Consider the following 23,115-nt stretch of genomic DNA (forward strand, 5'->3'; position numbering starts at 1 on the left):
GCTGGCCAGCCAGGTGGCGCTCAGGCGCGGCCCGCCCGCTCGGCCAGGCGCTCGTCCACCGCCTGGGTGAGCAGCCACCCGACGATCAGCACCACGTGCAGCAGGAACATCCACAGCCCCACCGCCACCATGCCGCCGACCACGTCGAGCCCGCCGAACGGGGCGCCGAGATCCAGCGGCAGGGACAGGAACAGCACGAAGCCCTGCAGGAACCCGGACAGGCAGGCGGCCGTGAACGGGGCGCCGACCAGCAGCGCCGGCCAGCCGATCCGCCCCGGGGCGACCACCCGGAACCCCCACGCCAGCACGACGGTGAGCGCTGCCAGCACGGCGTAGAAGCCCACCGCGACCTGCCCGGTGGTGGCCAGGACCCCGCCGGTGCGGGCCAGGTCGGCCATCACCTGCACCACCAGGAGCAGCGGGTAGAGCAGCGCGGGCGTGAGCAGCAGCAGCGGCAGGGCCAGCAGCCGTCCCCGCCAACCGGCCAGCGTCTCCCGGCGCGCCGAGAAGCGCAGCAGCGCGCGCCGCAGCCCCTCGCCGTAGAAGGACATCGGCAGCAGCGCCAGCACCACCCCCCACGGCCCCACCTCGACACCCGCCGACACCAGCCGCTGCACGGCTCCCGGCGCGCCCAGCTCGTCGGGCAGCAGCTCGGCCAGGCGCCCACCCAGCTCGCGCACCCGCTCCGCCGAGCTGAGCCAGGCGGTCAGGCCGAAGGCCACCACGAACAGCGGGACGATGGCCACCCCGGCGAAGAAGGTGAGCCCGGCGGCGAGCAGCGCGAGGTCCCGGTCGGCGAGGCGGTGCTGGACCACGGCCAGCAACCCCGCACCTTCCCGGCGCAGCGCAGCCAGCCGGGTCGGGCCATCGGGCTGCTCGGTCACGCTGCTGCTCGGCTGGGCCCCGGCCGTCGAGGTCTCCGGGTCAGCCATCCAGGTCGCCGGCGTCCCGGCGGAGCTCGGTGAGCGCCGACACCAGCGTGCTCACCCGGCGGGGGGAGAGCCCTGGGCGCGCGAAGACCTCGGTGTTGAGCCGCTCCGTCGCCTGCTGCGCCAGCTCCCGGCCGGCCTCGGTGATCTCCACCAGCGTGGCGCGACCGTCGCTGGGGTGCGGCACCCGCACCACCAGCCCGGCGGCGGAGAGCCGGTCCACGGCGTTGGTGACACTGGTGGGGTGCACCTGCAGGCGGGCACTGGCCTTGTTCATCGGCAGCGCACCGCTGCGGGTGAAGGTGAGCAGCATCAGCAGCTCGTACCGGGAGAAGGTCAGCCCCAGCGGCTTGAGCACGTCCTCCACCCGGGCCAGCATGATCTGCTGTGCCCGCATCAGCGAGGTGACCGCCGCCATCCCGTCGGCCACCTCGCCCCAGCCGTGCGCCACCCACTGGCGGTGCGCCTCGGCGATGGGGTCGAGCTTGGGGGAGTCAGCCATGACGGCTGTCAACCTATCCCGCTCAGACGTTGCGCCGATACTGTCCGCCCACCTCGAAGAACGCGTCGCTGATCTGGCCGAGCGAGCAGTGCCGCACCGCCTCCATCAGCGCGGCGAACACGTTGCCCTCGCCCATGGCCGCGCGCTGCAGCTCGGTGATGGCCGACTCGGCGTCGCCGCGGTGGCGGTCGTGGTAGTCGTGCAGCCGGTCCAGCTGGGACTGCTTCTCCTGCTCCGTCGCCCGGGCCAGCTCCAGCGAGCCGTGCGCCTCGTCGTCGGCGTCGGGGTTGAGGAAGGTGTTCACACCCACGATGGGCAGCGAGCCGTCGTGCTTGCGGTGCTCGTAGAGCATCGACTCGTCCTGGATGCGCCCGCGCTGGTAGCCGGTCTCCATCGCGCCCAGCACCCCGCCGCGCTCGGCGATCCGGTCGAACTCGGCGAGGACCGCCTCCTCCACCAGGTCGGTGAGCTCGTCGATGACGTAGGAACCCTGCAGGGCGTTCTCGTTGCCCGACAGCCCCCACTCCTTGTCGATGATCATCTGGATGGCCAGCGCCCGCCGCACCGACGCCGAGCTCGGCGTGGTGACGGCCTCGTCGTAGGCGTTGGTGTGCAGGCTGTTGGCGTTGTCGTAGATCGCGCACAGCGCCTGCAGGGTGGTGCGGATGTCGTTGAAGTTCATCTCCTGCGCGTGCAGCGAGCGTCCCGAGGTCTGCACGTGGTACTTGAGCTTCTGCGACCGCTCGCCGGCGCCGTAGCGCTCCCGCATGGCCACCGCCCAGATGCGCCGCGCCACCCGGCCGATCACCGAGTACTCCGCGTCCATGCCGTTGGAGAAGAAGAACGACAGGTTGGGCGCGAAGTCGTCGATCGACATGCCGCGAGCCAGGTAGGACTCCACGTAGGTGAAGCCGTTGGCGAGGGTGAACGCCAGCTGGCTGATGGGGTTGGCCCCCGCCTCGGCGATGTGGTAGCCCGAGATGGACACCGAGTAGAAGTTCCGCACCGCGTTCTCGATGAAGTACTGCTGGATGTCGGCCATGCAGCGCAGCGCGAACTCGGTGGAGAAGATGCAGGTGTTCTGGCCCTGGTCCTCCTTGAGGATGTCGGCCTGCACGGTGCCGCGGACGTTGGCCAGCACCCAGGCGCGCAGCTCGGCGGCCTCGTCCTGGCTCGGCTCGCGGCCGTGCTCGTCGCGGAACGCCGCCAGGCGCTGGTCGATGGCGGTGTTGAGGAACATGGCCAGGATCGCCGGGGCGGGGCCGTTGATGGTCATCGACACCGAGGTGGTGGGCGAGCACAGATCGAAGCCGTCGAAGAGCACCTGCATGTCGTCCAGGGTCGCGATGGACACCCCGGAGGTGCCGACCTTGCCGTAGATGTCCGGACGTCGGTCGGGGTCGCGGCCGTAGAGGGTGACGGAGTCGAACGCGGTGGACAGCCGGGTGGCCTCGTTGCCGTCGGAGAGCAGCCGGAAGCGCCGGTTGGTGCGGAAGGCGTCACCCTCGCCGGCGAACATCCGGGCCGGCGCCTCCCCGGCGCGCTTGAACGGGAACACCCCGGCGGTGAACGGGAAGTAGCCGGGCAGGTTCTCCGCGCGCAGGAAGCGGGTGAGCTCGCCCTCGTCGGTGGTGCGCGGCAGCGCCACGCGGGGCACCGAGCTGCCGGACAGCGTCGGTCGGCGCAGCGGGGTGTGGATCTCCTTGTCCCGCACGGTGTAGATCAGCTCGTCGCCGGAGTACTCCTGCACCCGGGCGGGCCAGTCCACCAGCAGCTGGGCCACCTCGGGGTGCAGCGCGTCGCCGGCCTGCGCGGCCAGCTCGCTGGCCTGCTCGGCGGCGTCCCCGGAGAGCAGCTCGGCGGCGGTGCGCAGGTGCTGCCGGCGGCGGGCGACCTCGACGTTCTCCGCGGTCTGGGCGTGGTAGCCGCGCACCGCCTCGGTGATGTCGGCCAGGTAGCGGGAGCGCTGCGCCGGGATGGCGCTGGTGAGGCCCGTGGAGGCCATCACGTCCACCGTGGGCAGCACGCCCTCGCCGAGGGCCAGTCCCTTGCCGGCGAGCAGCTCGCGCAGCTGCTGGTAGAGCGCGGTGACGCCGTCGTCGTTGAACCGGGCGGCGCTGGTGCCGTAGACGGGCATGTCCTGCCACTGCTGGCCGAACGCCTCCCGGTTGCGGACCAGCTGGCGGGCGACGTCGCGGCGGGCGTCCTCGGCGCCGCGGCGCTCGAACTTGTTGATGGCGACCACGTCGGCGAAGTCGAGCATGTCGATCTTCTCCAGCTGCGAGGCGGCGCCGAACTCCGGCGTCATCACGTAGAGGGCGACGTCGCAGAAGTCCACGATCGCCGCGTCACCCTGGCCGATGCCCGGGGTCTCCACGATCACCAGGTCGAAGCCGGCGGCCTTGCACGAGGCGATGATCGCCTCGAGGTTCTCCGGGACCTGCGCGCCCGGCGTGCGGGTGGCCAGCGAGCGGAAGTAGGTGGTGGAGCCGCCGCCGGCGGTGTCCTCGGTGAGCGCGTTCATCCGGATGCGGTCGCCCAGCAGGGCGCCGCCGCGTCGGCGAGTGGGGTCGATGGCCAGCACCGCGATGCGCAGCTTGTCCTCGTTGTCCACCCGCAGGCGGCGCAGCAGCTCGTCGGTGAGCGACGACTTGCCCGACCCTCCGGTGCCGGTGATGCCGAGCACGGGCACGGTGCGCCCGGCGGCGGCTTCGGTCACCCGCTGCACCAGCTCGGGCGAGCGGCCGGCCTCGAGCACGGTGATGGTGCGAGCCAGGGCGGCCGGGTCGCCGGCGAGCAGGGCGTCCACGTCGGGGCCCTGGGCGGCCAGGTCGACGTCGCACTTGCGGACCAGCTCGTTGATCATGCCGGGCAGTCCCAGTCGCTGGCCGTCCTCCGGCGCGAAGATGCTCACCCCGCGGGAGGCGAGGAGCTTGATCTCCTCGGCCACGATGACGCCACCACCCCCGCCGAAGACCTGCACGTGCCCGGCGCCGACCTCGCGCAGGCGCTCCACCAGGTAGCTGAAGTACTCCACGTGCCCGCCCTGGTAGGAGGAGATCGCCACTCCCTGGGCGTCCTCCTGCAGCGCCGCGGTGACCACGGCATCCACGCTGCGGTCGTGGCCGAGGTGGATCACCTCCGCCCCCTGGGCCTGCAGCACCCTGCGCATGATGTTGATGGCCGCGTCGTGCCCGTCGAACAGGCTCGCCGCGGTGACGAACCGCACCGGGTGCGCAGGCACGTGCAGCGGGGGAGGTGTGATGTCAGCCATACACGGATAGTAGGACGTCCACGCAAAAAATGCTAGGACGTCCATGGATATGGGTGGCGGACACCGCGGCCCGGCCGTCGCTGACCGGGCGGCTGCCGCCCAGCCCTGACGATGCTGGCTGAGCCGGCTCGTGAACAATGACGGTCGCCGGCCCGTGCGGGGCCGCGGCAACGACGTCATGGATCAAGCGCTTCGCCGAAAGGGGCTCTCGCGTGCGCATCGCGCTGCTCGGAACTGGACTGATGGGCACTCAGCTGGGCAGGCACCTGCTCGCCGCGGGCCACGAGCTGACCGTCTGGAACCGAACCTCGGACAAGACCGCGGCCCTGGTGGTTGCCGGGGCGCGCGCCGTGGACACCCCGCAGGAGGCGGTGGCGGGCGCGGACACCGTCGTCACCGTGCTCTTCGGTCCGCCCTCGGTGCGCGACACGGTGATCGGTCCGAACCTGCTGCCCGAGGGCACGCTCTGGCTGGACGTGAGCACGGTCGGGCCCGACGACACCGACCGCTTCGCCGCGGCGGCCCGTGAGCGCGGCGTGCGCTACGTGGCCGGGCCGGTGATCGGGTCGATGGTCCCGGCGGCAGCGGGCGAGCTGGGCGTGCTGCTCGGCGGCGACGCCGGCGACGTGGCCGAGGCCCGGGAGCTGGCGCTGCTGTGGGGCGACCCGGCCAAGATCCGCACCTTCCCCACCCAGCGGGAGGCCGCCGCCGGCAAGCTGGTGGTGAACCTGGCGCTGGCCGTGGCGATGCAGGGCGTGTCCGAGGCGCTGACCCTGGCGTCGGACACCGGCCTGGACCGCGACGTCACGCTGTCGCTGCTGGCCGGCTCCATGCTCGCTCCCGCCGTGGCGGCCAAGAAGCGCCAGCTCTCCGAGCGCGACTTCGAGGAGGCGCAGTTCACCGCGGACGCGCTGCTGAAGGACACCGACCTGATCCTCTCGGCCACGCTCGGCCTGCACGCGGTGCAGGCCGCGCACGACGCCCTGGAGGCGGCGCAGGAGGACGGGCGCGGCGGCGAGGACTTCTCCGTCATCGCCGACGTCTGAGCCTCGCAGGGCGGTGACCAGCACCGACGGGGGCTGGAGTGGTAGCGGACCCCGTGGTCAGATCCTGACCACGGGGTCAGTTTCTGGGTAGGGTGTGCCACGTCACCACCCGCCGCCCCGGGGAGCTGCCGTGCGCCAGACCCGCGAGGAAGTGCTCGGCGAGATTCGCGCGCGCACCCTCGAGCTGGTGGCCACGCAGGGCTACGAGGCCACCACCCTGCAGGAGATCGCGGCCTCGGTGGGGTACTCCAAGTCGGCGCTGCTCTACCACTTCGCGTCCAAGGAGGCGCTGGTCGCGCAGGCACTGCTCGAGCCGCTGCAGCGGATGCAGGAGTACCTGGCCGTCGCCGCGCACACCGATCGTGCGCAGCAGGCCAGCGACCTGGTGCGGCTGATCGTGTCGCACCGCTACGAGGTGTTCCTGATGCTGCGTCACGGGGAGCGGCTGCACCAGCTGGAGCCCGCCCTGCGCCTGGACGAGTACACCGACCGCGTGCGCGCGCTGTTCTGTGGGCCCGGCGCCGGGCTGGCCGAGGAGGTCGCGGTCCGGGTGGCCATCACGGGAGTGGCGGAGACCGCCATGGTCCTGCTGGACGTGCCCGACGAGGAGCTGGGTCCTGCGCTGCTCGCCGCCGCCCTGCCGGTGCTCGCTCCCGGCTCTGCTGCGCCGGATCCCTCTGCGCCGGATCGCTCTGCACCGGACCCTGCTGCCCCCGCTCCGACCCGCGCCTGACGAGCTCCCGGAGGACACCCATGGCCACACTGCTCGCCCAGCTCGGCCGGTGGAGCTTTCTGCACCGGTGGACGGTGGTGGCCGCCTGGGTGGTGCTGGTGGCCGTCGTCGGCACCAGCGCCGCCCTGTTCAAGGGCCCCACCCCGGAGAACTCCTTCTCCATCCCCGGCACCGAGTCACAGCAGGCCATCGACACGCTGGCCGAGCGCTTCCCCGCGGCCAGCGGCTCCTCGGCCACCATCGTCATCACCGGCCCGGCCGGCACGACGGTGACCGACCCGGCCGTGCAGGCCCAGGCGCAGCGGGTGCTCGCCGCCGCCCAGCAGCTGCCGCACGTGGTTCCCGGCCCGGCCGGCGTCACCACCGTGACCTCCCCGGACGGCGCCGTGCTCATGGCCCAGCTGCGCTACGACGTGCAGACCGCCGAGCTCGGTGACTCCGACCGCACCGCGCTGAAGGCCCTGGGCGGGCCGGAGCGGGCGGCCGGGCTGACGGTGGAGGTCAGCGGTGAGCTGGTGCAGGGCGGGCAGGGTGCGATCTCACCGCTGGAGGGCGTGGGGCTGCTGCTGGCCCTGGCGGTCCTGGTGGTCACCTTCGGCTCGCTGCTGGCCGCCGGCATGCCGCTGCTCACCGGGCTGGTGGGGGTGGCGGTGGGCGTGGGCGGCCTGGTCGCGCTGTCCGGGGTGGTGGAGGTGTCCTCCACCGCGCCGATCCTCGCCCTCATGCTCGGGCTGGCCGTGGGCATCGACTACTCGCTGTTCATCGTCTCCCGGCACCGCAGCCAGCTCGCCACCGGCATGCGCCCGGAAGACTCGGCGGCGCTGGCCGTGGGCACCGCCGGCAGCGCGGTGGTGTTCGCCGGCCTCACGGTGATGATCGCGCTGGTGGGGCTCACGCTGGTGGGTATCCCGTTCCTCGGCTCGATGGGTCTGGTGGCCGCGGCCACGGTGCTGATCACCGTGCTGGTGGCGCTCACGCTGCTGCCGGCGATGCTGGGTCTGGCGGGTGAGCGCCTGGTGCCCGTGCCGGGATCACGGGTGGCCCGTCGGCAGGCCCGCGGCAACACCATGGGGGAGCGGTGGGTGCGGCTGGTCACCCGTTTCCCGGTGCTGGTGGTGATCGGGGTGGTCGCCGGGCTGGGGGCGCTCGCCCTGCCCGTGCAGGACATCCAGCTGGGCCTGCCGAGCGCGGGCACCGCCCCGCCGGAGAGCACTCAGCGCAAGGCCTACGACCTGGTGGCCCAGCACTTGGGGCCGGGCGTCAACGGCCCGCTCACCATCGTGGTGGACACCCGCGGATCCGGCGCCGACGTCACCCAGTCGGCCTCCCGGGTGGCTGCCGCGCTGCGAGCGGTGAGCCCGGACGTGGCGCAGGTGACCGCACCGATGGCCGCGCCCTCGGGCGACCTCGCCCTGGTCAACGTGGTGCCCCGCAGCGGTCCCGACTCCGAGGAGACCACCGAGCTGGTGCGCACCATCCGGGACGCAGCTCCGGGGCTGGGCGCCGACACCGGGTCGGTCGTCCAGGTCACCGGCCCGACCGCGCTGGGCATCGACGTCTCCCAGGGGCTGTCCTCGGCGCTGCCGCTGTTCCTGGTGGTGGTGGTCGGCCTGGCGCTGCTGCTGCTGGCGGTGGTGTTCCGCTCCGTGCTGGTGCCGCTGAAGGCGGCGGCGGGGTTCCTGCTCACCGTCGGCGCCTCGCTGGGCTGCGTGGTCGCCGTCTTCCAGTGGGGCTGGCTGAGCGGGCTGCTCGGGGTGGACACCCCCGGCCCGATCACCAGCTTCCTGCCCGTGCTGCTGGTGGGGCTGCTGTTCGGCCTGGCCATGGACTACGAGGTGTTCTTGGTGACCCGCATGCGCGAGGAGCACGTGCACGGCGCCGACCCGGACGAGGCGGTCCGGGTGGGCTTTCGCGAGGGCGCCCGGGTGGTCACCGCGGCGGCGCTGATCATGACCTCGGTGTTCGTCGGCTTCGCCCTGTCGGACGACCCCATCACCAAGTCGATCGCCCTCGCCCTGGCCATCGGGGTGCTGATCGATGCCTTCGTGGTGCGGATGACGCTGGTGCCGGCCGTGCTGGCGCTGTTCGGCCGGCGGGCGTGGTGGCTGCCGGCCTGGGCCGACCGGGTCCTGCCGCGGGTGGACATCGAGGGCGAGCAGCTCGACGGCGAGCGCCAGGCGCTGCAGGCGGCGGCCGAGGACGACCCGCCGGTACCCAGCGAGGTGCGCTGACGACACCAGGCCGCCCCTGCTGAGCAGGAGCGGCCTGGTGTCGAGGTGCTGGAGGGGCTAGCGGCCCTGGGAGCGGCGCTGGCCGCCCCCACCGCCGGCGCTGCCGCCGCGGCGGGCCTGCCCGGAGCCGGAGCGGCGCGGTGCTGCGGCGCCGCCGCCCACACCACCCCGACGACCGCCGGCCCGGCTGACCTGCTGCTGCGGGGGAGCCGGTGCCATCACCGGGGTGCCGCTGGGGCTGCGGGCTCCGGTGATCCGGGCCAGGTCGGTGTCACCGGCGCGCACCGGGGTGCTGATCGCCTTGACGCCGGCCTTGCGGGTCATGGCCTCCACCTCGCGCCGCTCGGGGTGGGTGACCAGGGTGACCACGATGCCCTGGTCGCCGGCCCGTGCCGTCCGGCCGGCGCGGTGCAGGTAGTCCTTGGGGTCGGCCGGCGGGTCCACGTGCACCACGAGGCTGACGTCGTCGACGTGGATGCCGCGGGCGGCGACGTCGGTGGCCACCAGCACCGGGGTGGTGCCGTCCTTGAAGGCGTCCAGCGTGCGGGTGCGGTTGTTCTGCGCCTTGCCGCCGTGCAGGGCACCGGTCATCGCACCGGTGGCCCGCAGCTGCTTGGCCAGCCGGTCCACGCCGTGCTTGGTGCGCACGAACATGATGGTGCGACCCTCGCGCGCGGCGATGTGGGCGACGACGTTCTTCTTGTCGTCGGGGTCGATCATCAGCAGGTGGTGCTCCATCGTGGTGACGCTGGCCGACGGCGGCGCGGTGGAGTGCGTCACGGGGTTGGTCATGTAGCGCTTGACCAGCTTGTCGACCTCACCGTCGAGGGTGGCCGAGAAGAGCAGGCGCTGCCCGCGCGGGGTCTTGTCCAGCAGCTTGGTCACCTGGGGCAGGAAGCCCATGTCGGCCATGTGGTCGGCCTCGTCGAGCGCGGTGATGACCACGTCCTGCAGGCCGGCAGTGCGCTGCTGCACGTGGTCGGCCAGCCGGCCGGGGGTGGCCACGAGCAGGTCGATGCCGTCGGCGAGCTGGCTGACCTGGCGGCCGATGTTCACGCCACCGACCACGGTGCCGATGCGCAGGCCCAGGGCCTTGGCGAGCGGCTCCAGCTCAGCGGTGACCTGCGAGGCGAGCTCGCGGGTGGGCACCAGCACCAGCCCGCGCGGGTTGCGTGGGGTGGAGCGGGCGCCGGCCAGCTTGGCCAGCATCGGCAGGCCGAAGGCCAGGGTCTTGCCCGAGCCGGTCTGCGCGCGGCCGAGCACGTCGCGGCCGGCCAGGGAGTCGGGGATGGTGACCGTCTGGATGGCGAACGGGGCGGGCTTGCCCTGGGCGACGAGCGCAGCCACGAGAGCCTCGGGCAGGCCGATCTCCGCGAAGGTGCGGGTCGGCGTCGGCGTGCTGGACGCGTCGTGGTCGGGCACGGTCGAGGCGGCCGGGGCAGCGGTGGCCGGTGCAGCCTGGGCCTTGGTGGCCCGGCGGGGGGCCGCCGCGCGAGGGGCGGCGGTGCGGGGGGCCGCTGCGGCGTGGCCACCGGTGCTCGGGGTGGCGGTGGTCTCGGCTGCGGCGGGGGCGCCGGCCGGACGTCGGCCCGAGCGTCGGCGGGGGCGGGACGGGGACTGCGGTGCGGTCAAGGGTGTACCTCCGGTACGTGGTCACGTCCCGGCGGCACACAACGAGGTGTGGACAGTCACGAGGACGTCGCGCAGCAGCTGGATCAGCCGTTGCAGCGGATGTGTCCGAGCATCGCCGGACTGACGCCAGCGGAGTGCTCGGGAGTGCGCGGCGGTGACGCCGCGCTGGAGCAGCACGATCATCGTGCTTGCCTGAGGTAATCATACAGGCCGTTGGGCGGAGAGTGACGGCGCGGCGAGGGTGTTCAGCGACACGCCCGGTCGCCGGCGGCTGCCGGGACCGGGCGTGCGCTGCGAAAGCTCCTGCTCAGCAGGGTGGTGGGTCAGGCAGGGAGCTCGGAGCGGTCGCCGCCCCAGAGGGTGTGGAACTTGCCGTCGGTGTCCACCCGGCCGTAGGTGTGCGCGCCGAAGAAGTCACGCAGGCCCTGGGTGAGGGCGGCCGGCAGCCGCTCGGCCCGCAGGGCGTCGTAGTAGGACAGCGCGGAGGCGAAGCCGGGCACCGGGATGCCCCGCAGGGTGGCGGCAACCACCACGCGGCGCCAGCTGTCCTGGGCGTTCTCCACGGCCTCCCGGAAGAAGGGGTCGACGATGAGCGAGGGCAGCTCGGCGTTGTCGGTGTAGGCCTCGCGGATGCGGTCCAGGAAGCGGGCCCGGATGATGCAGCCGCCGCGCCAGATGGTGGCCATGGCGGCCGGGTCGACGTCCCAGCCGTGCTCGGTGCTGCCGGCCGCGATCTGGTCGAAGCCCTGGGCGTAGGCGACCACCTTGGAGGCGTAGAGCGCCAGCCGGATGTCCTCGACGAACTGGTCGGCGTCCTCGGCCGTCCAGCTCAGGGTGCCGCCGGTGAGCTCGCGGGCGGCGGCGCGCTGGTCGGTGTGGCTGGACAGCGCGCGGGCGAACACCGCCTCGGCGATGCCGCTGACGGGGATGCCCAGGTCGAGCGCGGACTTCACCGTCCAGCGGCCGGTGCCCTTCTGCCCCGCCTCGTCCACCACCACGTCGACGAACGGCTTGCCGGTCTTGGCGTCCACGTGGTCGAGCACCTCGGCGGTGATCTCCACCAGGTAGCTCTCCAGCTCCCCGCCGTTCCACTCGCGGAAGATGGCGGCGATCTCGGCGGGGGTCTTGCCGAGGGCGTGGCGCAGCAGGTCGTAGGCCTCGCCGATCAGCTGCATGTCGGCGTACTCGATGCCGTTGTGCACCATCTTGACGAAGTGGCCGGCACCGTTGGGGCCGACGTGCACGCAGCACGGCGTGCCGTCGACCTCTGCGGCGATGGACTCCAGCAGCGGTCCGAGCGCCTCGTAGGACTCCTTCGAGCCGCCGGGCATGATCGACGGGCCGTTGAGCGCACCCTCCTCGCCGCCGGAGACGCCGGTGCCGACGAAGTGCAGGTCGCGCTCGCGCATGGCGGCCTCGCGACGCATGGTGTCGGTGTAGAGGGCGTTGCCGCCGTCGATGATGATGTCGCCCGGCTCCATCAGGTCGGCCAGGTCGTTGATCACCGAGTCGGTGGGGTCGCCGGCCTGCACCATGATGAGCACGCGGCGGGGCTTCTCCAGGCTGTTGACCAGCTCCGCCAGGGAGTCGGCGCGGACGAAGTCGCCCTCGTCGCCGTGCTCGGCGAGCAGCCGGTCGGTCTTGGCGGCGCTGCGGTTGTGCACCGCGACGGTGTGGCCGTGGCGGGCGAGGTTGCGGGCGAGGTTGGACCCCATCACCGCCAACCCGGTGACACCGATCTGGGCGCGGGGTGAGGCTGGGCTGTCCGGAGCAGTCATGGCTGCCACCTTAGTGGCTGCTCCTTCCCGCTACCGTCGGTGAATCTCGGTGTGGGCCCACGCCGTAGACACAGCGTGAGGAGAGGTTCATGACGAGCGACGGACACACGGACCAGGCAGCAGGCTCGCAGGCCCCGGGTTCGCCGGCCCAAAGTTCCCTGCGGGGCCGCACGATCGTGATGTCCGGCGGCAGCCGCGGCATCGGGCTGGCCATCGCGCTGCGGGCGGCGCGCGAGGGAGCCAACGTGGCGCTGATGGCCAAGACCGCAGAGGCCGACCCACGGCTGCCCGGCACCGTCTACAGCGCCGCCGAGGAGATCCGCGCCGCGGGCGGGCAGGCGCTGCCGGTGGTGGGCGACGTCCGCAACGAGGAGGACGTGCAGCGGGTGGTGGAGCAGGCCGTCGCCGAGTTCGGCGGCATCGACGTGGTGGTGAACAACGCCAGCGCCATCAACCTCTCCGGCACGGTGGACCTGCCGATGAAGCGCTTCGACCTGATGCAGCAGATCAACGTGCGCGGCACCTTCCTGCTCACCAAGTACTGCATCCCGCACCTGGCGCAGGGCACCAACCCGCACATCCTCACGCTGTCGCCGCCGGTGAACATGGACCCCAAGTGGCTGGGCGGGCACCCGGCCTACACGCTGAGCAAGTACGGGATGACGCTGCTGACACTGGGCTGGGCCACCGAGCTGGCCGAGCAGGGCATCGCCGCCAACGCGCTGTGGCCGCGCACCATCATCGCCACCGCCGCGGTGCAGAACCTGCTGGGCGGCGACGAGAGCATCGCCCGCTCGCGCAGCCCGGAGATCGTCGCCGACGCCGCGCACGTGGTGCTCACCACTGCTGGGCGCACGCTCACCGGGCAGACGCTGATCGACGACGAGGTGCTGGCCTCGGCGGGGGTGACGGACCTGTCGCAGTACTCCACGGGCGAGGAGTCCGAGCTGGCGATGGACATCTTCCTCGACTGAGCTGGGGGCGTCTGCAAGTACCACCATCACCGCGCTCCGACGTCTGCAACTGCTACCAAGCAGGCGCCGGAGCGCGGGACTGGGGGCGCGGGACTGGGGGCGCTGGCCCGCCAGGAGCTGGACGACCGGGCCACGGCTGGCGCTGGGTGGCTGCTGCCCGGTCGAGCAGCCAGTCGGAGACCACCGGCCACCGCGCCTGGTGCGTGCTGCGGAAGTAGCCCCGGAGGTGGCGGGTTGCGCAGCTTGGTAGCGGTTGCAGACGCCCTGGGGTGCGCATGGGCGTACTTGCAGACGCACCAAAGCACGTCAGCCCGGCCCACCAGTAGCGGTGGGCCGGGCTGAGTGTGCGCTGGTGGCTAGGCGCCCGTGGGGCGGTCCTTGCCGGTGAGCTTCTTGCGCACCTGCTCGATCTTCTGCTTGTTCTCCGGCTTGGCCGCGAACTCCTTGCCCTTCGCGACGGCCTTGTCGATCTTCTGCTTGTTCTCAGGCTTCGCGGCGAACTGCTTGCCCTTGGTGACAGCCTGGTTCACCGCCTGCTGCGCCTTGGGGCTGCGCGCGAACGCGGCGGCCTTGTCAAACAGTGACGCCATGGTGTCCTCAATCCTGGTTGCGGGCCGGACCGTCGAAGCCATCATACGAGCGGGTCTCGGTCCGCGAGCGGAAACCACCCGCGGTGGGCTCCGGACGGGCCGCGGCCGGCCGAGCGGCCGCCGGGCGCGCCGCCATGCCGTCACGGCGCGGTGCCTCGCGGCGGACGCCGTCCCGACGGGGGCCGCCCTGGTTGAAGCCGCCCTCGCGCTGGTAGCCACCCTCGCGGCGCGGGCCACGGGCGTTGTCGCGCGAACCCTGGTAGCCGCTGCCGGCGGGACGCGGGTTGCGGCCCTGGTAGCCGCCGCTGCGCGGACGCTCGCTGCGGTCCCGCTCCTGGGCGGGAAGGGGCTCGCCGCTGGGCGTCTGCGCACCGGTGATCTCGCTCAGCTCGGAGGAGCCGGGGGAGACGTTGGTGGCCTTGGGGTCGATGCCGGCGATGCCGGTCATCCGACGCACCGTGCGGCGCTGGTTCGGCAGCACGATGGTGACCACGGTGCCGGACTCACCAGCGCGGGCCGTGCGGCCGGCGCGGTGCAGGTAGTCCTTGGCGTCGGCCGGCGGGTCGACGTGCACGACCAGGCTGACGCCGTCGACGTGGATGCCGCGGGCGGCGACGTCGGTGGCCACCAGCACCGGGGTGCGGCCGGTCTTGAAGCGGTCCAGCACGCGGGTGCGCTGGTTCTGCGCCTTGCCGCCGTGCAGCGACTCGGCGCGGATGCCCAGGGCGCGCAGCCGGTCGGTGATGCCCTCGACGCCGAGCTTGGTGCGGGCGAACATGATGGTGCGGCCGTTGCGGGCGCCGATCTCGGCGAGCACCGCGTCCTTCTGGCCGCGGTCCACCAGCAGCACGTGGTGGGACATGGTGTCCACGCTGGCCTTGCCGTCCTGCGTGGAGTGCTCCACGTGGTCGGGCAGGAACTGCCGCACGATCGACTGGATCTCCCGGTCCAGGGTGGCGGAGAACATCAGCCGCTGCCCGTCCGCCGGGGTGGCGCTGAGCAGGGCCTTGACCTCGGGCAGGAAGCCCAGGTCGGTCATCTGGTCGGCCTCGTCCAGCGCGGTCATCTCGATGGCGTCGAGGATGCAGGTGCCCTGGCGCAGGTGGTCGCCGAGGCGGCCGGGGGTGGCGACCAGGATGTCCACGCCGCGGCGCAGCTGGTCGGCCTGGCGGCCGAAGGGGGTGCCACCGACGGCGGGCTTGACGCTCAGGCCCAGCGCGTCGGCGTAGGGCTGCAGGGAGTCGACCACCTGGAAGGCGAGCTCACGGGTGGGGACCAGCACCAGGGCGCGGGGCCGCTTGGCCTGTGCGCGGCTGGCGTTGGGGCCGTAGGCGAGCCGGTTGAGCATTGGCAGCCCGAAGGCCAGCGTCTTGCCGGAGCCGGTCTGCGCGCGGCCGAGCACGTTCTTGCCGGCGAGCAGGTCGGGGATCGCCGCCGCCTGGATGGGGGACGGGGCGGTGATGCCCGTCTTCGCCAGGGCGTTCACCAGGGCGTCGGGAAGGCCGAGGGCGCCGAACGTGGTCGGCTCGCTCTCGGCGGACTCGTCGTTGGCGGGGGTATTCAGGACAGCCTGAGACACGGAAGAACCTCTCCGGGACAGCGGCGCGTCGCGGAGCGGGAGCTGTCATGCAGCACGCAGTGAGACGAGCCAGACACACGCTCATCTTCGCCAGCTTGGGCGGGACTGTGTGCCGGTGGATTGATCTGTCGCGAGTGCGACTGAACTGACAGTACGGCACACCGCGGGATGTACCCGCATCCCGCGGTGTGACGTCCCCGACTATTCGGGCGAGACGGACGTCTTGGTGCCTACTGCCCAGGCGGGACGTCGGCGGCGGTGGCGGTGTTGGACGTGCCGGGTGCCTCGGCCCCGGGCTGACCCTGGTCGAGGACGCGACGGTCCTCCTCCCACATGGCTTCCTGCCGGGCGGGCTCCTCGCGCAGGATGGCGCTGTTCATCCACTCGCGCGGGATGGCGAAGCCGTCCACCAGGGTGGTCGCGTAGGGGCGGATCTCCTTGCACAGCTGGTTGACCGTGGCGGTGACGGCCTTGCTGCGCGCGGCGTTCATCCGGCCGTGCTCCAGGAACCAGCCCTTGTCGGCCTCGATGGTGTGCAGCGCGTAGAGGTCGCACACCCGCTCCAGCAGAGCGCGGGCCTCCGGGTCGGTGCAGCGGTCGATGCCGGTGATGAAGGCCTCCAGCACCACCCGCTCCACGTGCACGTGGGCGGTGCGCAGCACGTGGTCCTGGGCGTCGTTGAACACCTCGAAGGCGTCGGCGTCCTCGTCGCCGGCGCGGCGCAGCCGGTTGGCCGCGCCCTCCAGCACGTGCTTCTCGCGGTCCTCGAACATGTGCAGCTGCCAGTCGCGGTCGCGGACCGAGGCCTCTTCGTCGTTGCCGGGGACGGCGTCGACGAGGCGCTGCACCAGGCGGCGGGCCGCGGTGCGCTCGAGCACCTGGTCCACCACCATGTTCGCGGCGAACTGTGCCTTGCCCCAGCCGGAGAGGTCGCCGAAGTCGTCGGCGTAGCCGGTGAGCAGGCCCTTGGCCACCAGCTGCATGAGCACGGTGTTGTCGCCCTCGAACGTGGTGAACACGTCGATGTCGGACTTCAGCAGCGGCAGCTGGTTCTCCGCCAGGTAGCCGGCACCGCCGCAGGCCTCGCGGCAGGTCTGGATGGTCTGGTTCGCGTGCCAGGTGTTGGTGGCCTTGAGGCCGGCGGCCAGCGACTCCAGCTCGCGCTTGACCTCCGGCTCGGCGTCGTCCCCGGCGGTGAGGACGTCGTGCATCATCGCCGTCAGCTCTTCCTGGGCGAAGTGCAGCGCGTAGGTCTTGGCCAGCGCGGGCAGCAGCTTCCGCTGGTGGGCCAGGTAGTCCAGGATGACGATCTCCCGGTCGCGGCCGGGGGCGCTGAACTGGCGACGGGTCTCGCCGTAGCGCACCGCGATGTCCAGGGCGACCTTGGCCGCGCTGCCCGAGGCGCCACCGACGCTGACGCGCCCGCGCACCAGGGTGCCGAGCATGGTGAAGAAGCGGCCGGTCTCGCTCTCGATGGGCGAGGTGTACCCGCCGTCCTCGGCGACCTGCCCGTAGCGGTTGAGCAGCGCGCTGCGGGGGACCTTGACGTGGTCGAAGGAGAGGCGGCCGTTGTCCACACCGGCCAGGCCCTCCTTGTAGCCGTCGTCGGTGATGGTGACGCCGGGTGCGGGGTTGCCCTCCTTGTCGCGGATTGGCACGGCCCAGGCGTGCACGCCGCGGGGCTTGCCCTGGGTGACCAGCTGGGCGAAGACCACAGCCATCTGCCCGTCCCGGGCGGCGTTGCCGATGTAGTCCTTGCGCGCGGCCTCGTGCGGGGTGTGCAGGTCGAAGGTCTGGGTCTGCGGGTCGTAGGTGCAGGTGGTGCGCAGCTGCTGCACGTCCGAGCCGTGGCCGGTCTCGGTCATCGCGAAGCAGCCGGGCAGCTCCATGCTGATGATGTCGGGCACCAGGGCCGCGTGGTGCTCGTCGGTGCCCAGTGCCTGCACGGCGCCGCCGAAGAGGCCCCACTGCACGCCGACCTTGACCATCAGCGACAGGTTGGTCATCGCGACCATCTCGATGGAGGCCACCGAGCCACCCAGGTCGTCACCGCCGCCGTGCTCCTTGCTGAAGCCCAGCGCGGTCTGGCCGGTCTTGGCCAGGTCGCGGGCGAGCGCGGTGGTGCGGGTGCGGGCGGCCTCGATGTCCTCGCCGTAGACCGGGGCCCACTTGGTGCCGGTGAGGTGGGTGCGCGCCTGCTGGCGGACGTGGGCCCAGCGGCCGTCGAGGACGTCGCGCAGCGCGTCCGGGTCGACGTGCTCCGGAAGGGGAGCTCCGGTGGTGTCAGCGGCAGTGCTCACGTGTCCTCCTGTGGCGCGGGTGGGTTGTCCGGAGCCTAGTCAGACGGCGGTCCGGGCAGCGCCGTCGCCTCGCCCCGCGAGGGTGCCCCGAGCACCACCGGCAGCTGCTGCCAGCCGCGCAGCACGCGGGTGTGCCGCCGGGCCCCGGGAGCGCCGAGCTGCAGGTCGGGGAAGCGCTCGAACAGCGCACGCAGCCCGATCTCCCCCTCCATCCGCGCCAGCGAGGCACCCAGGCAGAAGTGCCGGCCGCCGGAGAACGACAGGTGCTCACGGGCGTTGGACCGAGCCACGTCGAAGGTGTGCGGGTCGGTGAACACCGCCGGGTCGCGGTTGGCCCCGCCGAGCAGGGTCACCACCCGCTGGCCCGCGGGCACCGCCATCCCGGCCACCTCGGTGTCGCGCACCGCGCTGCGGGCGGTCAGCTGCACGGGGGACTCCATCCGCAGCACCTCCTCCACGGCGTTGCCCCACAGGCTCGGGTCGGTGCGCAGCACGGCCACCTGGTCGGGGTGGCGCAGCAGCAGCTCCACGCCGCTGCTGAGCAGGTTCACGGTGGTCTCGAAGCCGGCGGCCAGCAGCAGCCCGGCGGTGGCCCGCAGCTCGGTCTCGCTCAGGCGCTCGCCGTCGTCGGTCAGGGTGACCAGCTGGCTGAGCAGGTCGTCGCCGGGGTCGCGGCGCAGCCGCTGCAGGTGCCGGCCGAGCCAGGCGTCGAAGGCGCGCAGCGAGGCGTCCACGTGGCGGAACTCCCGCCAGGGCAGCCCCATGTCCAGGCTGGGGGCCGCGCCGGCGCCGTAGCCGAGGACCTCGGCGCGCTCCGCGGCGGGCACGCCCAGGATCTCGGCGATCACCGCGACCGGCAGCAGGGTGGCGTAGTCGGCCACCAGGTCGATCTCGCTGGTGGGGCCCGCGGCGAGGAGGTCGTCCAGCAGCCCGTCGGCCAGGGCCTGCACCTGCGGGCGCAGCGCCTCCACCGCCCGGGCGGTGAACACCCGGGAGACCTGGCGGCGGTAGCGGGTGTGCTCGGGCGGCTCCACGGCCAGCAGGGACGGCGGCTCGATGGGGTGCAGGATGCGGGCGTCCTGGGCCCAGTCGTTGAGCCGGTTGAGCGGCCACGGGAACACCGCCGAGATGTTGCCGGCGCGGAAGTCGTCGCTGCGCAGCACGTCGCGCACCACGCTGTGGGTAGCGGTGAGGTAGGTGAGGCGCCCGCGGATCACCGGGCCCTGGGCCCGCACCTCGTCGTGCAGCAGGAACGGGTCCTCGGCGGCGGCGGTGGTGGGGTCGGCCAGCAGCCGCGCCTGCAGGTCGCCACCGGCGGCGGCGCGGCGCATCAGCGCGCGGGGCAGCCCGTGCTGCAGGGCCCAGCGGACGGTGGAACGCATCTTCTCCCCCTTTGTGACGCCTGACACTCGCGCGCCCAGCATGCCAGCAGCGCATTCCCAGATGTGCCCAGGCTCTCCCCGAGTTGCGCACCCCCCGTGCGGACGGTGCCATGGGACCAAGCGCTGAGCAGCAGCGCACCAGCTTGCTCCCGAGTGGGGCAGCCTCAGCACCATTGAGAGGATTGCGATGAAAGCCGTTACCTGGCAAGGCAAGCGCGATGTCCGAGTGGACACCGTCCCGGATCCCAAGATCGAGCTCCCCACCGACGCGATCATCAAGGTGACCACCACCAACATCTGCGGGTCGGACCTGCACCTGTATGAGACCCTCGGTGCGTTCATGGGCCAGGGCGACATCCTCGGCCACGAGCCGATGGGAATCGTGGAGGAGGTCGGCAGCGAGACCGGCGACCTCAAGGTCGGCGACCGCGTGGTCATCCCCTTCCAGATCTCCTGTGGCAGCTGCTTCATGTGCGACCGGCACCTGTACACCCAGTGCGAGACCACCCAGGTGCGCGAGCAGGGCACGGGGGCGGCGCTCTTCGGCTTCTCCAAGCTCTACGGCGAGGTCCCCGGCGGGCAGGCGGAGTACCTGCGCGTGCCGCAGGCCCAGTTCACCCACATCAAGGTGCCCGAGGGCCCGTCCGACGAGCGCTTCACCTACCTCTCCGACGTGCTGCCCACCGCGTGGCAGTCGGTGGCCTACGCCGACGTGCCCAAGGGCGGCTCGGTCACCGTGCTGGGCCTGGGCCCGATCGGCGACATGGCCGCCCGCATCGCCCAGCACCAGGGCAGCCGCGTCATCGCCGTGGACCTGGTGCCGGAGCGCCTGGAGCGCGCCCGGGCCCGGGGCATCGAGGTGGTGGACCTGCGTGAGCACGCCAAGGACGTCGGCGACGTCATCCGGGACATGACCGACGGCCGCGGCACCGACGCGGTGATCGACGCCGTCGGCATGGAGGCACACGGCTCGCCCATCAACAAGCTGGCCCAGCAGGTCGTCGGCATGCTGCCCGACGCCATCGGCGCGCCGCTGATGCAGAAGGCGGGCGTGGACCGGCTCAACGCGCTGTACTCCGCCATCGACATCGTGCGCCGCGGCGGCACCATCTCGGTGATCGGCGTCTACGGCGGCGCGGCCGACCCGATGCCGATGATCACCATGTTCGACAAGCAGATCCAGCTGCGGATGGGTCAGGCCAACGTCAAGCGGTGGGTCGGCGACATCATGCCGCTGCTCACCGACGCCGACCCGTTGGGCGTGGACACCTTCGCCACCCACACCCTGCCGCTGGAGCAGGCGCCGCACGCCTACGAGATCTTCCAGAAGAAGCAGGACGGCGCGGTCAAGGTGCTGCTCAAGCCCTGACCGGTAGGCAGACACACAGCAGCGTGGCCGCCCGGAGGGGCGGCCACGCTGCTGTGTGTCTGCGTCCGAAGTGCCTAGCGGTGGGAGTCCGGGGCGTCGGCGTCGGGGATCTCCTCGCGCCGCACGATGGTCTCCTCGGTGACGAGGTAGCGCCGGATCCGACGACCGCTCTCCTCGCCCTGCTCCGAGCGGTCCTGCTCCGAGTGGTCCCGGTGCTGGTCATCCTGGCCGGAGTGCTGCTGGCCCGCGTCCTGGCCGTGGCCCGGTGCGACGGGGGCTGCGTGCCGACCCTGGTCCTGCCCCGCCGCCTGGCCGGTGGTGGTGTCCTGGCCGGTGGCGTTGTCCACGCCGTAGTAGCGGTAGAGCTGGTCCTCCTCCGCCGGCGTGAGCTCGCCGTCGGCCTCCACGTTGGGGGCGTCCTTCACCATCGACTTGGGGTAGGGCACCCGCAGGTCGTCGCCGTCCACGGAGGCCTCGGCGAGCGGCACGAACGAGTCGCGGGTGCCGAACAGGCCGGTGCGCACCGTCACCCAGGCGGGCTCGCCGGTGGAGTTGTCGAGGTAGATCTGCCCGATGGCGCCGATCTTGTGTCCGTCCACGTCGTGCACGGTGCCGTTGCCGATGGTGCCGAGGTCCTGCCTGGTGATCATGGTTGTCCTCCGGAAGCTGGTAGGGACGGCGCGAGCGTCGTCGTCCCCCTGAACCAAGCACGGGCGAACAGTCGCCGCCCGACGAGCGGAGACGCTGCAGGTCAGCGAGTCCGGCCCACTTGGGGTGGACAGGGCGCCCATCGGCATCCTGCCAGCCGCATGGCAAGGTCGACGGGTCAGGTCAGTCGGTGGCCTGCGCGACGACGAGGAGCACCAGTGGCGACGACGGACATTCCAGCAGAGCTGCGCGACCAGGCGACGAGGGGCTTCGACGCCACGATCGGGCTGTCGGTGGTGGAGGCCTCCGGCGACGAGGTGCGCTCGCAGCTCACCGTGCGCCCGGAGCTGCTGCAGCCGCACGGCATCCTGCACGGCGGAGTGCTCTGCTCGGTGGTGGAGAGCGTGGCCAGCGTGGGTGGCACCTTGTGGCTGCGCGACGCCGGGGTGGTCGTCGGGGTGAACAACAACACCGACTTCCTCCGTGCCACCAAGGAGGGTGCGGTGCTCACCGCCGTGGGTACGCCGATCCACCGCGGCCGCTCCCAGCAGCTGTGGGCGGTGCACATCACCGACGGCGAGGGGCACCTGGTGGCCAAGGGCCAGGTGCGGCTGCAGAACCTGCGCCACGCCGAGCGCGTCGCGAAGTAGCCCACAGTGGGGCCGGGTCAGAGCAGGGTGGCCAGCTTGGTGACGGTGTTCCAGTTCCGCGCCGTGGCTGCCACACCCAGGTGCTTCTCCGCGAAGCCGCCCACCGGCGGCGCCTGCAAGATGCCGTCCGGGCACCACTGGTAGATCACCCGCTCGCCCAGCGCGGTGTTCTCCGGGTCCAGCTGGCGCGGGTCGTGCGCGGCCAGCAGCGCGGGATCCGGCGCCGGGAACAGGAAGTGCGTTAGGTACCGCGAGCCGTTGGTCGCCCGTGGCCCGAACGGGTCGCTGTCGACCACCGCCTGCAGGTCGGTGCCGGTGAGCACGTGGCAGGCCGCGGTGACGCCCAGCTGGTCGGCCAGGCCCTGCTCGATCTGCGCGGCCAGCGTCGCCGGGTCGGGCTGGTCGCTGCTGAACACCACGTTGCCGCTGTTGAGGTGGGTGCGCACCGCCTGGTGGCCGTAGCCGGTGAGCAGCTCGCGCAGGTCGGCCATGGCCACCCGCTTGTTGCGACCCACGTTGATGCCGCGCAGCAGGGCCACGTAGCGGCTGCCCTCCGCCGGGCTCACGGCCGCTTCGCCCGCTCGGGCAGCGGCTGGGCGCTCGACTCCAGGTCGGCCAGCAGGTCACCCAGGTCGGCCACCCGGGCCAGGACGTCGGGAGCGGTGAACACCAGCTGCTCAGGCTTCTCGCACGCGGCCACCTCGTCCCAGGTGAGCGGGGTGGACACCGTGGGGCTCGGCCGGCCCCGCAGCGAGTACGGCGCGACGGTGGTCTTGGCCGGGTTGTTCTGGCTCCAGTCCAGGAACACCTTGCCCGGCCGGGCGTCGCGGGCCATCCGCCACAGCACGGTGTCGGGCAGCTCGGCGGTGAGGTCCTGGGCCAGCTGCTTGGCGTAGGCGGAGGTGGTGGCGCTGTCGGTGGTCTGCACCGGCACCAGCAGGTGCAGACCCTTGGAGCCGCTGGTCTTGGGCCACGCCGTCAGCCCGTCCTCGGCGAGCAGGTCGCGCACCCGCAGCGCCACCGCGCAGCAGTCCACGACGTCCGCCGGCGCCCCCGGGTCGAGGTCGAAGACCATCAGGTCCGGCGGCAGCGCCTCGGCGGGGTGCTCGGCTGAACCCGCACCAGCGAAGCGCCACTGCGGCACGTGCAGCTCCAGCCCGGCCAGGTTGGCCGCCCACACCAGGGCCGCCGGCTCGTCCAGCACCGCGTAGGTGACGGCGTCGGAGCCCTTGCCGTGCACCTCCTCGGTGCGCAGCCAGTCCGGGGCGTCGGCGGCCACGTTCTTGTGCACGAAGCTCTTGGCGCCGGTGCCGTTGGGCCAGCGGAACAGGCTCACCGGGCGGTCACGCACGTGCGGCAGCAACGCCTCGGCGATGCCGGCGTAGTAGGAGATCACCTCAGCCTTGGTGAAGCCGTCGGGGTAGAGCTCCTTGTCCAGGTTGGACAGGCGCAGGGTGCGTCCGCCGAAGGACACCGACTGGGCCTCACTCATCTCGGG

Annotated in this window: 19 protein-coding genes; 6 read left to right on the forward strand and 13 right to left on the reverse strand. The window is 72.3% G+C overall.

All coding sequences use genetic code 11. The features are described from left to right. Positions 1-20: 20 nt before the first annotated feature. From ELX43_RS07285 to icmF, 3 genes are read right to left on the reverse strand one after another with little or no spacing between them, the layout of a single operon-like run. Positions 21-932: a YihY/virulence factor BrkB family protein gene (locus tag ELX43_RS07285; RefSeq protein WP_127782782.1), complete on the reverse strand. Its 912-nt coding sequence runs from the start codon at positions 930-932 to the stop codon at positions 21-23. Then, the gene (locus tag ELX43_RS07290; protein WP_127782783.1) at positions 925-1,431 is read right to left on the reverse strand and encodes a MarR family transcriptional regulator; all 507 of its coding nucleotides are present in this window, start codon (positions 1,429-1,431) and stop codon (positions 925-927) included. Before ELX43_RS07290 ends, ELX43_RS07285 begins: the two co-directional genes overlap by 8 nt. 22 nt (positions 1,432-1,453) lie before the next feature. After that, on the reverse strand, positions 1,454-4,705 hold the full coding sequence (icmF, locus tag ELX43_RS07295) for a fused isobutyryl-CoA mutase/GTPase IcmF (protein WP_127782784.1): 3,252 nt from the start codon (positions 4,703-4,705) through the stop codon (positions 1,454-1,456). 212 nt (positions 4,706-4,917) lie between these two features. Between icmF and ELX43_RS07300 the strand changes: the two genes are divergently transcribed. The 3 genes from ELX43_RS07300 (at position 4,918) to ELX43_RS07310 (ending at position 8,715) form a co-directional block, all read left to right on the forward strand. Continuing rightward, complete coding sequence (locus ELX43_RS07300) at positions 4,918-5,751, forward strand: NAD(P)-dependent oxidoreductase (RefSeq protein WP_241249821.1); 834 nt, start codon at positions 4,918-4,920, stop codon at positions 5,749-5,751. A 130-nt stretch (positions 5,752-5,881) separates the two neighbouring features. Beyond that, positions 5,882-6,484, forward strand: a complete 603-nt coding sequence (locus tag ELX43_RS18195) for a TetR/AcrR family transcriptional regulator (RefSeq protein ID WP_164860601.1) — start codon at positions 5,882-5,884, stop codon at positions 6,482-6,484. A 20-nt stretch (positions 6,485-6,504) separates the two neighbouring features. After that, complete coding sequence (locus tag ELX43_RS07310) at positions 6,505-8,715, forward strand: MMPL family transporter (protein ID WP_127782787.1); 2,211 nt, start codon at positions 6,505-6,507, stop codon at positions 8,713-8,715. A 57-nt stretch (positions 8,716-8,772) separates the two neighbouring features. On the opposite strand, the gene ELX43_RS07315 is transcribed toward ELX43_RS07310, so the two are convergent. From ELX43_RS07315 to gndA, 3 genes are all read right to left on the reverse strand, one after another. Beyond that, positions 8,773-10,083 carry a DEAD/DEAH box helicase gene (locus ELX43_RS07315; RefSeq protein WP_241249881.1) on the reverse strand — a complete coding sequence of 437 codons (1,311 nt, stop codon included), beginning with the start codon at positions 10,081-10,083 and terminating at the stop codon, positions 8,773-8,775. A gap of 285 nt (positions 10,084-10,368) precedes the next feature. Next, a complete protein-coding gene (locus ELX43_RS17595; RefSeq protein ID WP_164860602.1) occupies positions 10,369-10,530 on the reverse strand; it encodes a hypothetical protein in 162 nt (53 codons plus the stop codon). Between the two features lie 140 nt (positions 10,531-10,670). After that, positions 10,671-12,125, reverse strand: coding sequence for an NADP-dependent phosphogluconate dehydrogenase (gndA, locus tag ELX43_RS07320; protein WP_127782789.1), 1,455 nt, complete (start codon positions 12,123-12,125; stop codon positions 10,671-10,673). Between the two features lie 89 nt (positions 12,126-12,214). Here gndA and ELX43_RS07325 point away from each other — a divergent pair, with 89 nt between their 5' ends. Beyond that, positions 12,215-13,099, forward strand: a complete 885-nt coding sequence (locus ELX43_RS07325; RefSeq protein WP_127782790.1) for an NAD(P)-dependent oxidoreductase — start codon at positions 12,215-12,217, stop codon at positions 13,097-13,099. Positions 13,100-13,455: 356 nt separating this feature from the next. On the opposite strand, the gene ELX43_RS07330 is transcribed toward ELX43_RS07325, so the two are convergent. The 4 genes from ELX43_RS07330 to ELX43_RS07345 all read right to left on the reverse strand — a co-directional run bounded on the left by ELX43_RS07330 (position 13,456) and on the right by ELX43_RS07345 (position 18,950). Next, positions 13,456-13,689 carry a hypothetical protein gene (locus ELX43_RS07330; protein WP_127782791.1) on the reverse strand — a complete coding sequence of 78 codons (234 nt, stop codon included), beginning with the start codon at positions 13,687-13,689 and terminating at the stop codon, positions 13,456-13,458. A gap of 7 nt (positions 13,690-13,696) precedes the next feature. Beyond that, positions 13,697-15,268: a DEAD/DEAH box helicase gene (locus tag ELX43_RS07335; RefSeq protein ID WP_127782792.1), complete on the reverse strand. Its 1,572-nt coding sequence runs from the start codon at positions 15,266-15,268 to the stop codon at positions 13,697-13,699. 230 nt (positions 15,269-15,498) lie between these two features. Further along, on the reverse strand, positions 15,499-17,568 hold the full coding sequence (locus ELX43_RS07340; protein WP_127782793.1) for an acyl-CoA dehydrogenase: 2,070 nt from the start codon (positions 17,566-17,568) through the stop codon (positions 15,499-15,501). A 35-nt stretch (positions 17,569-17,603) separates the two neighbouring features. Beyond that, complete coding sequence (locus ELX43_RS07345) at positions 17,604-18,950, reverse strand: cytochrome P450 (protein ID WP_127782794.1); 1,347 nt, start codon at positions 18,948-18,950, stop codon at positions 17,604-17,606. A gap of 187 nt (positions 18,951-19,137) precedes the next feature. Here ELX43_RS07345 and ELX43_RS07350 point away from each other — a divergent pair, with 187 nt between their 5' ends. After that, complete coding sequence (locus ELX43_RS07350) at positions 19,138-20,319, forward strand: zinc-dependent alcohol dehydrogenase (protein ID WP_127782795.1); 1,182 nt, start codon at positions 19,138-19,140, stop codon at positions 20,317-20,319. A 74-nt stretch (positions 20,320-20,393) separates the two neighbouring features. On the opposite strand, the gene ELX43_RS17975 is transcribed toward ELX43_RS07350, so the two are convergent. After that, positions 20,394-20,969, reverse strand: a complete 576-nt coding sequence (locus tag ELX43_RS17975) for a PRC-barrel domain-containing protein (protein ID WP_241249823.1) — start codon at positions 20,967-20,969, stop codon at positions 20,394-20,396. A gap of 216 nt (positions 20,970-21,185) precedes the next feature. On the opposite strand from ELX43_RS17975, the gene ELX43_RS07360 reads away from it, so the two are divergent. After that, positions 21,186-21,617, forward strand: coding sequence for a PaaI family thioesterase (locus ELX43_RS07360; RefSeq protein ID WP_241249824.1), 432 nt, complete (start codon positions 21,186-21,188; stop codon positions 21,615-21,617). A 17-nt stretch (positions 21,618-21,634) separates the two neighbouring features. Here ELX43_RS07360 and ELX43_RS07365 read toward each other — a convergent pair whose 3' ends face one another. Further along, entirely contained in the window at positions 21,635-22,183 is a 549-nt protein-coding gene (locus tag ELX43_RS07365; RefSeq protein WP_127782797.1) for a DUF1697 domain-containing protein, read from the reverse strand. Continuing rightward, positions 22,180-23,109, reverse strand: coding sequence for a non-homologous end-joining DNA ligase (ligD, locus tag ELX43_RS07370; protein ID WP_127782798.1), 930 nt, complete (start codon positions 23,107-23,109; stop codon positions 22,180-22,182). Before ligD ends, ELX43_RS07365 begins: the two co-directional genes overlap by 4 nt. Between the last annotated feature and the right edge of the window lie 6 nt (positions 23,110-23,115).

This window comes from Rhodococcus sp. X156, from assembly GCF_004006015.1.
Lineage (GTDB): Bacteria > Actinomycetota > Actinomycetes > Mycobacteriales > Mycobacteriaceae > X156.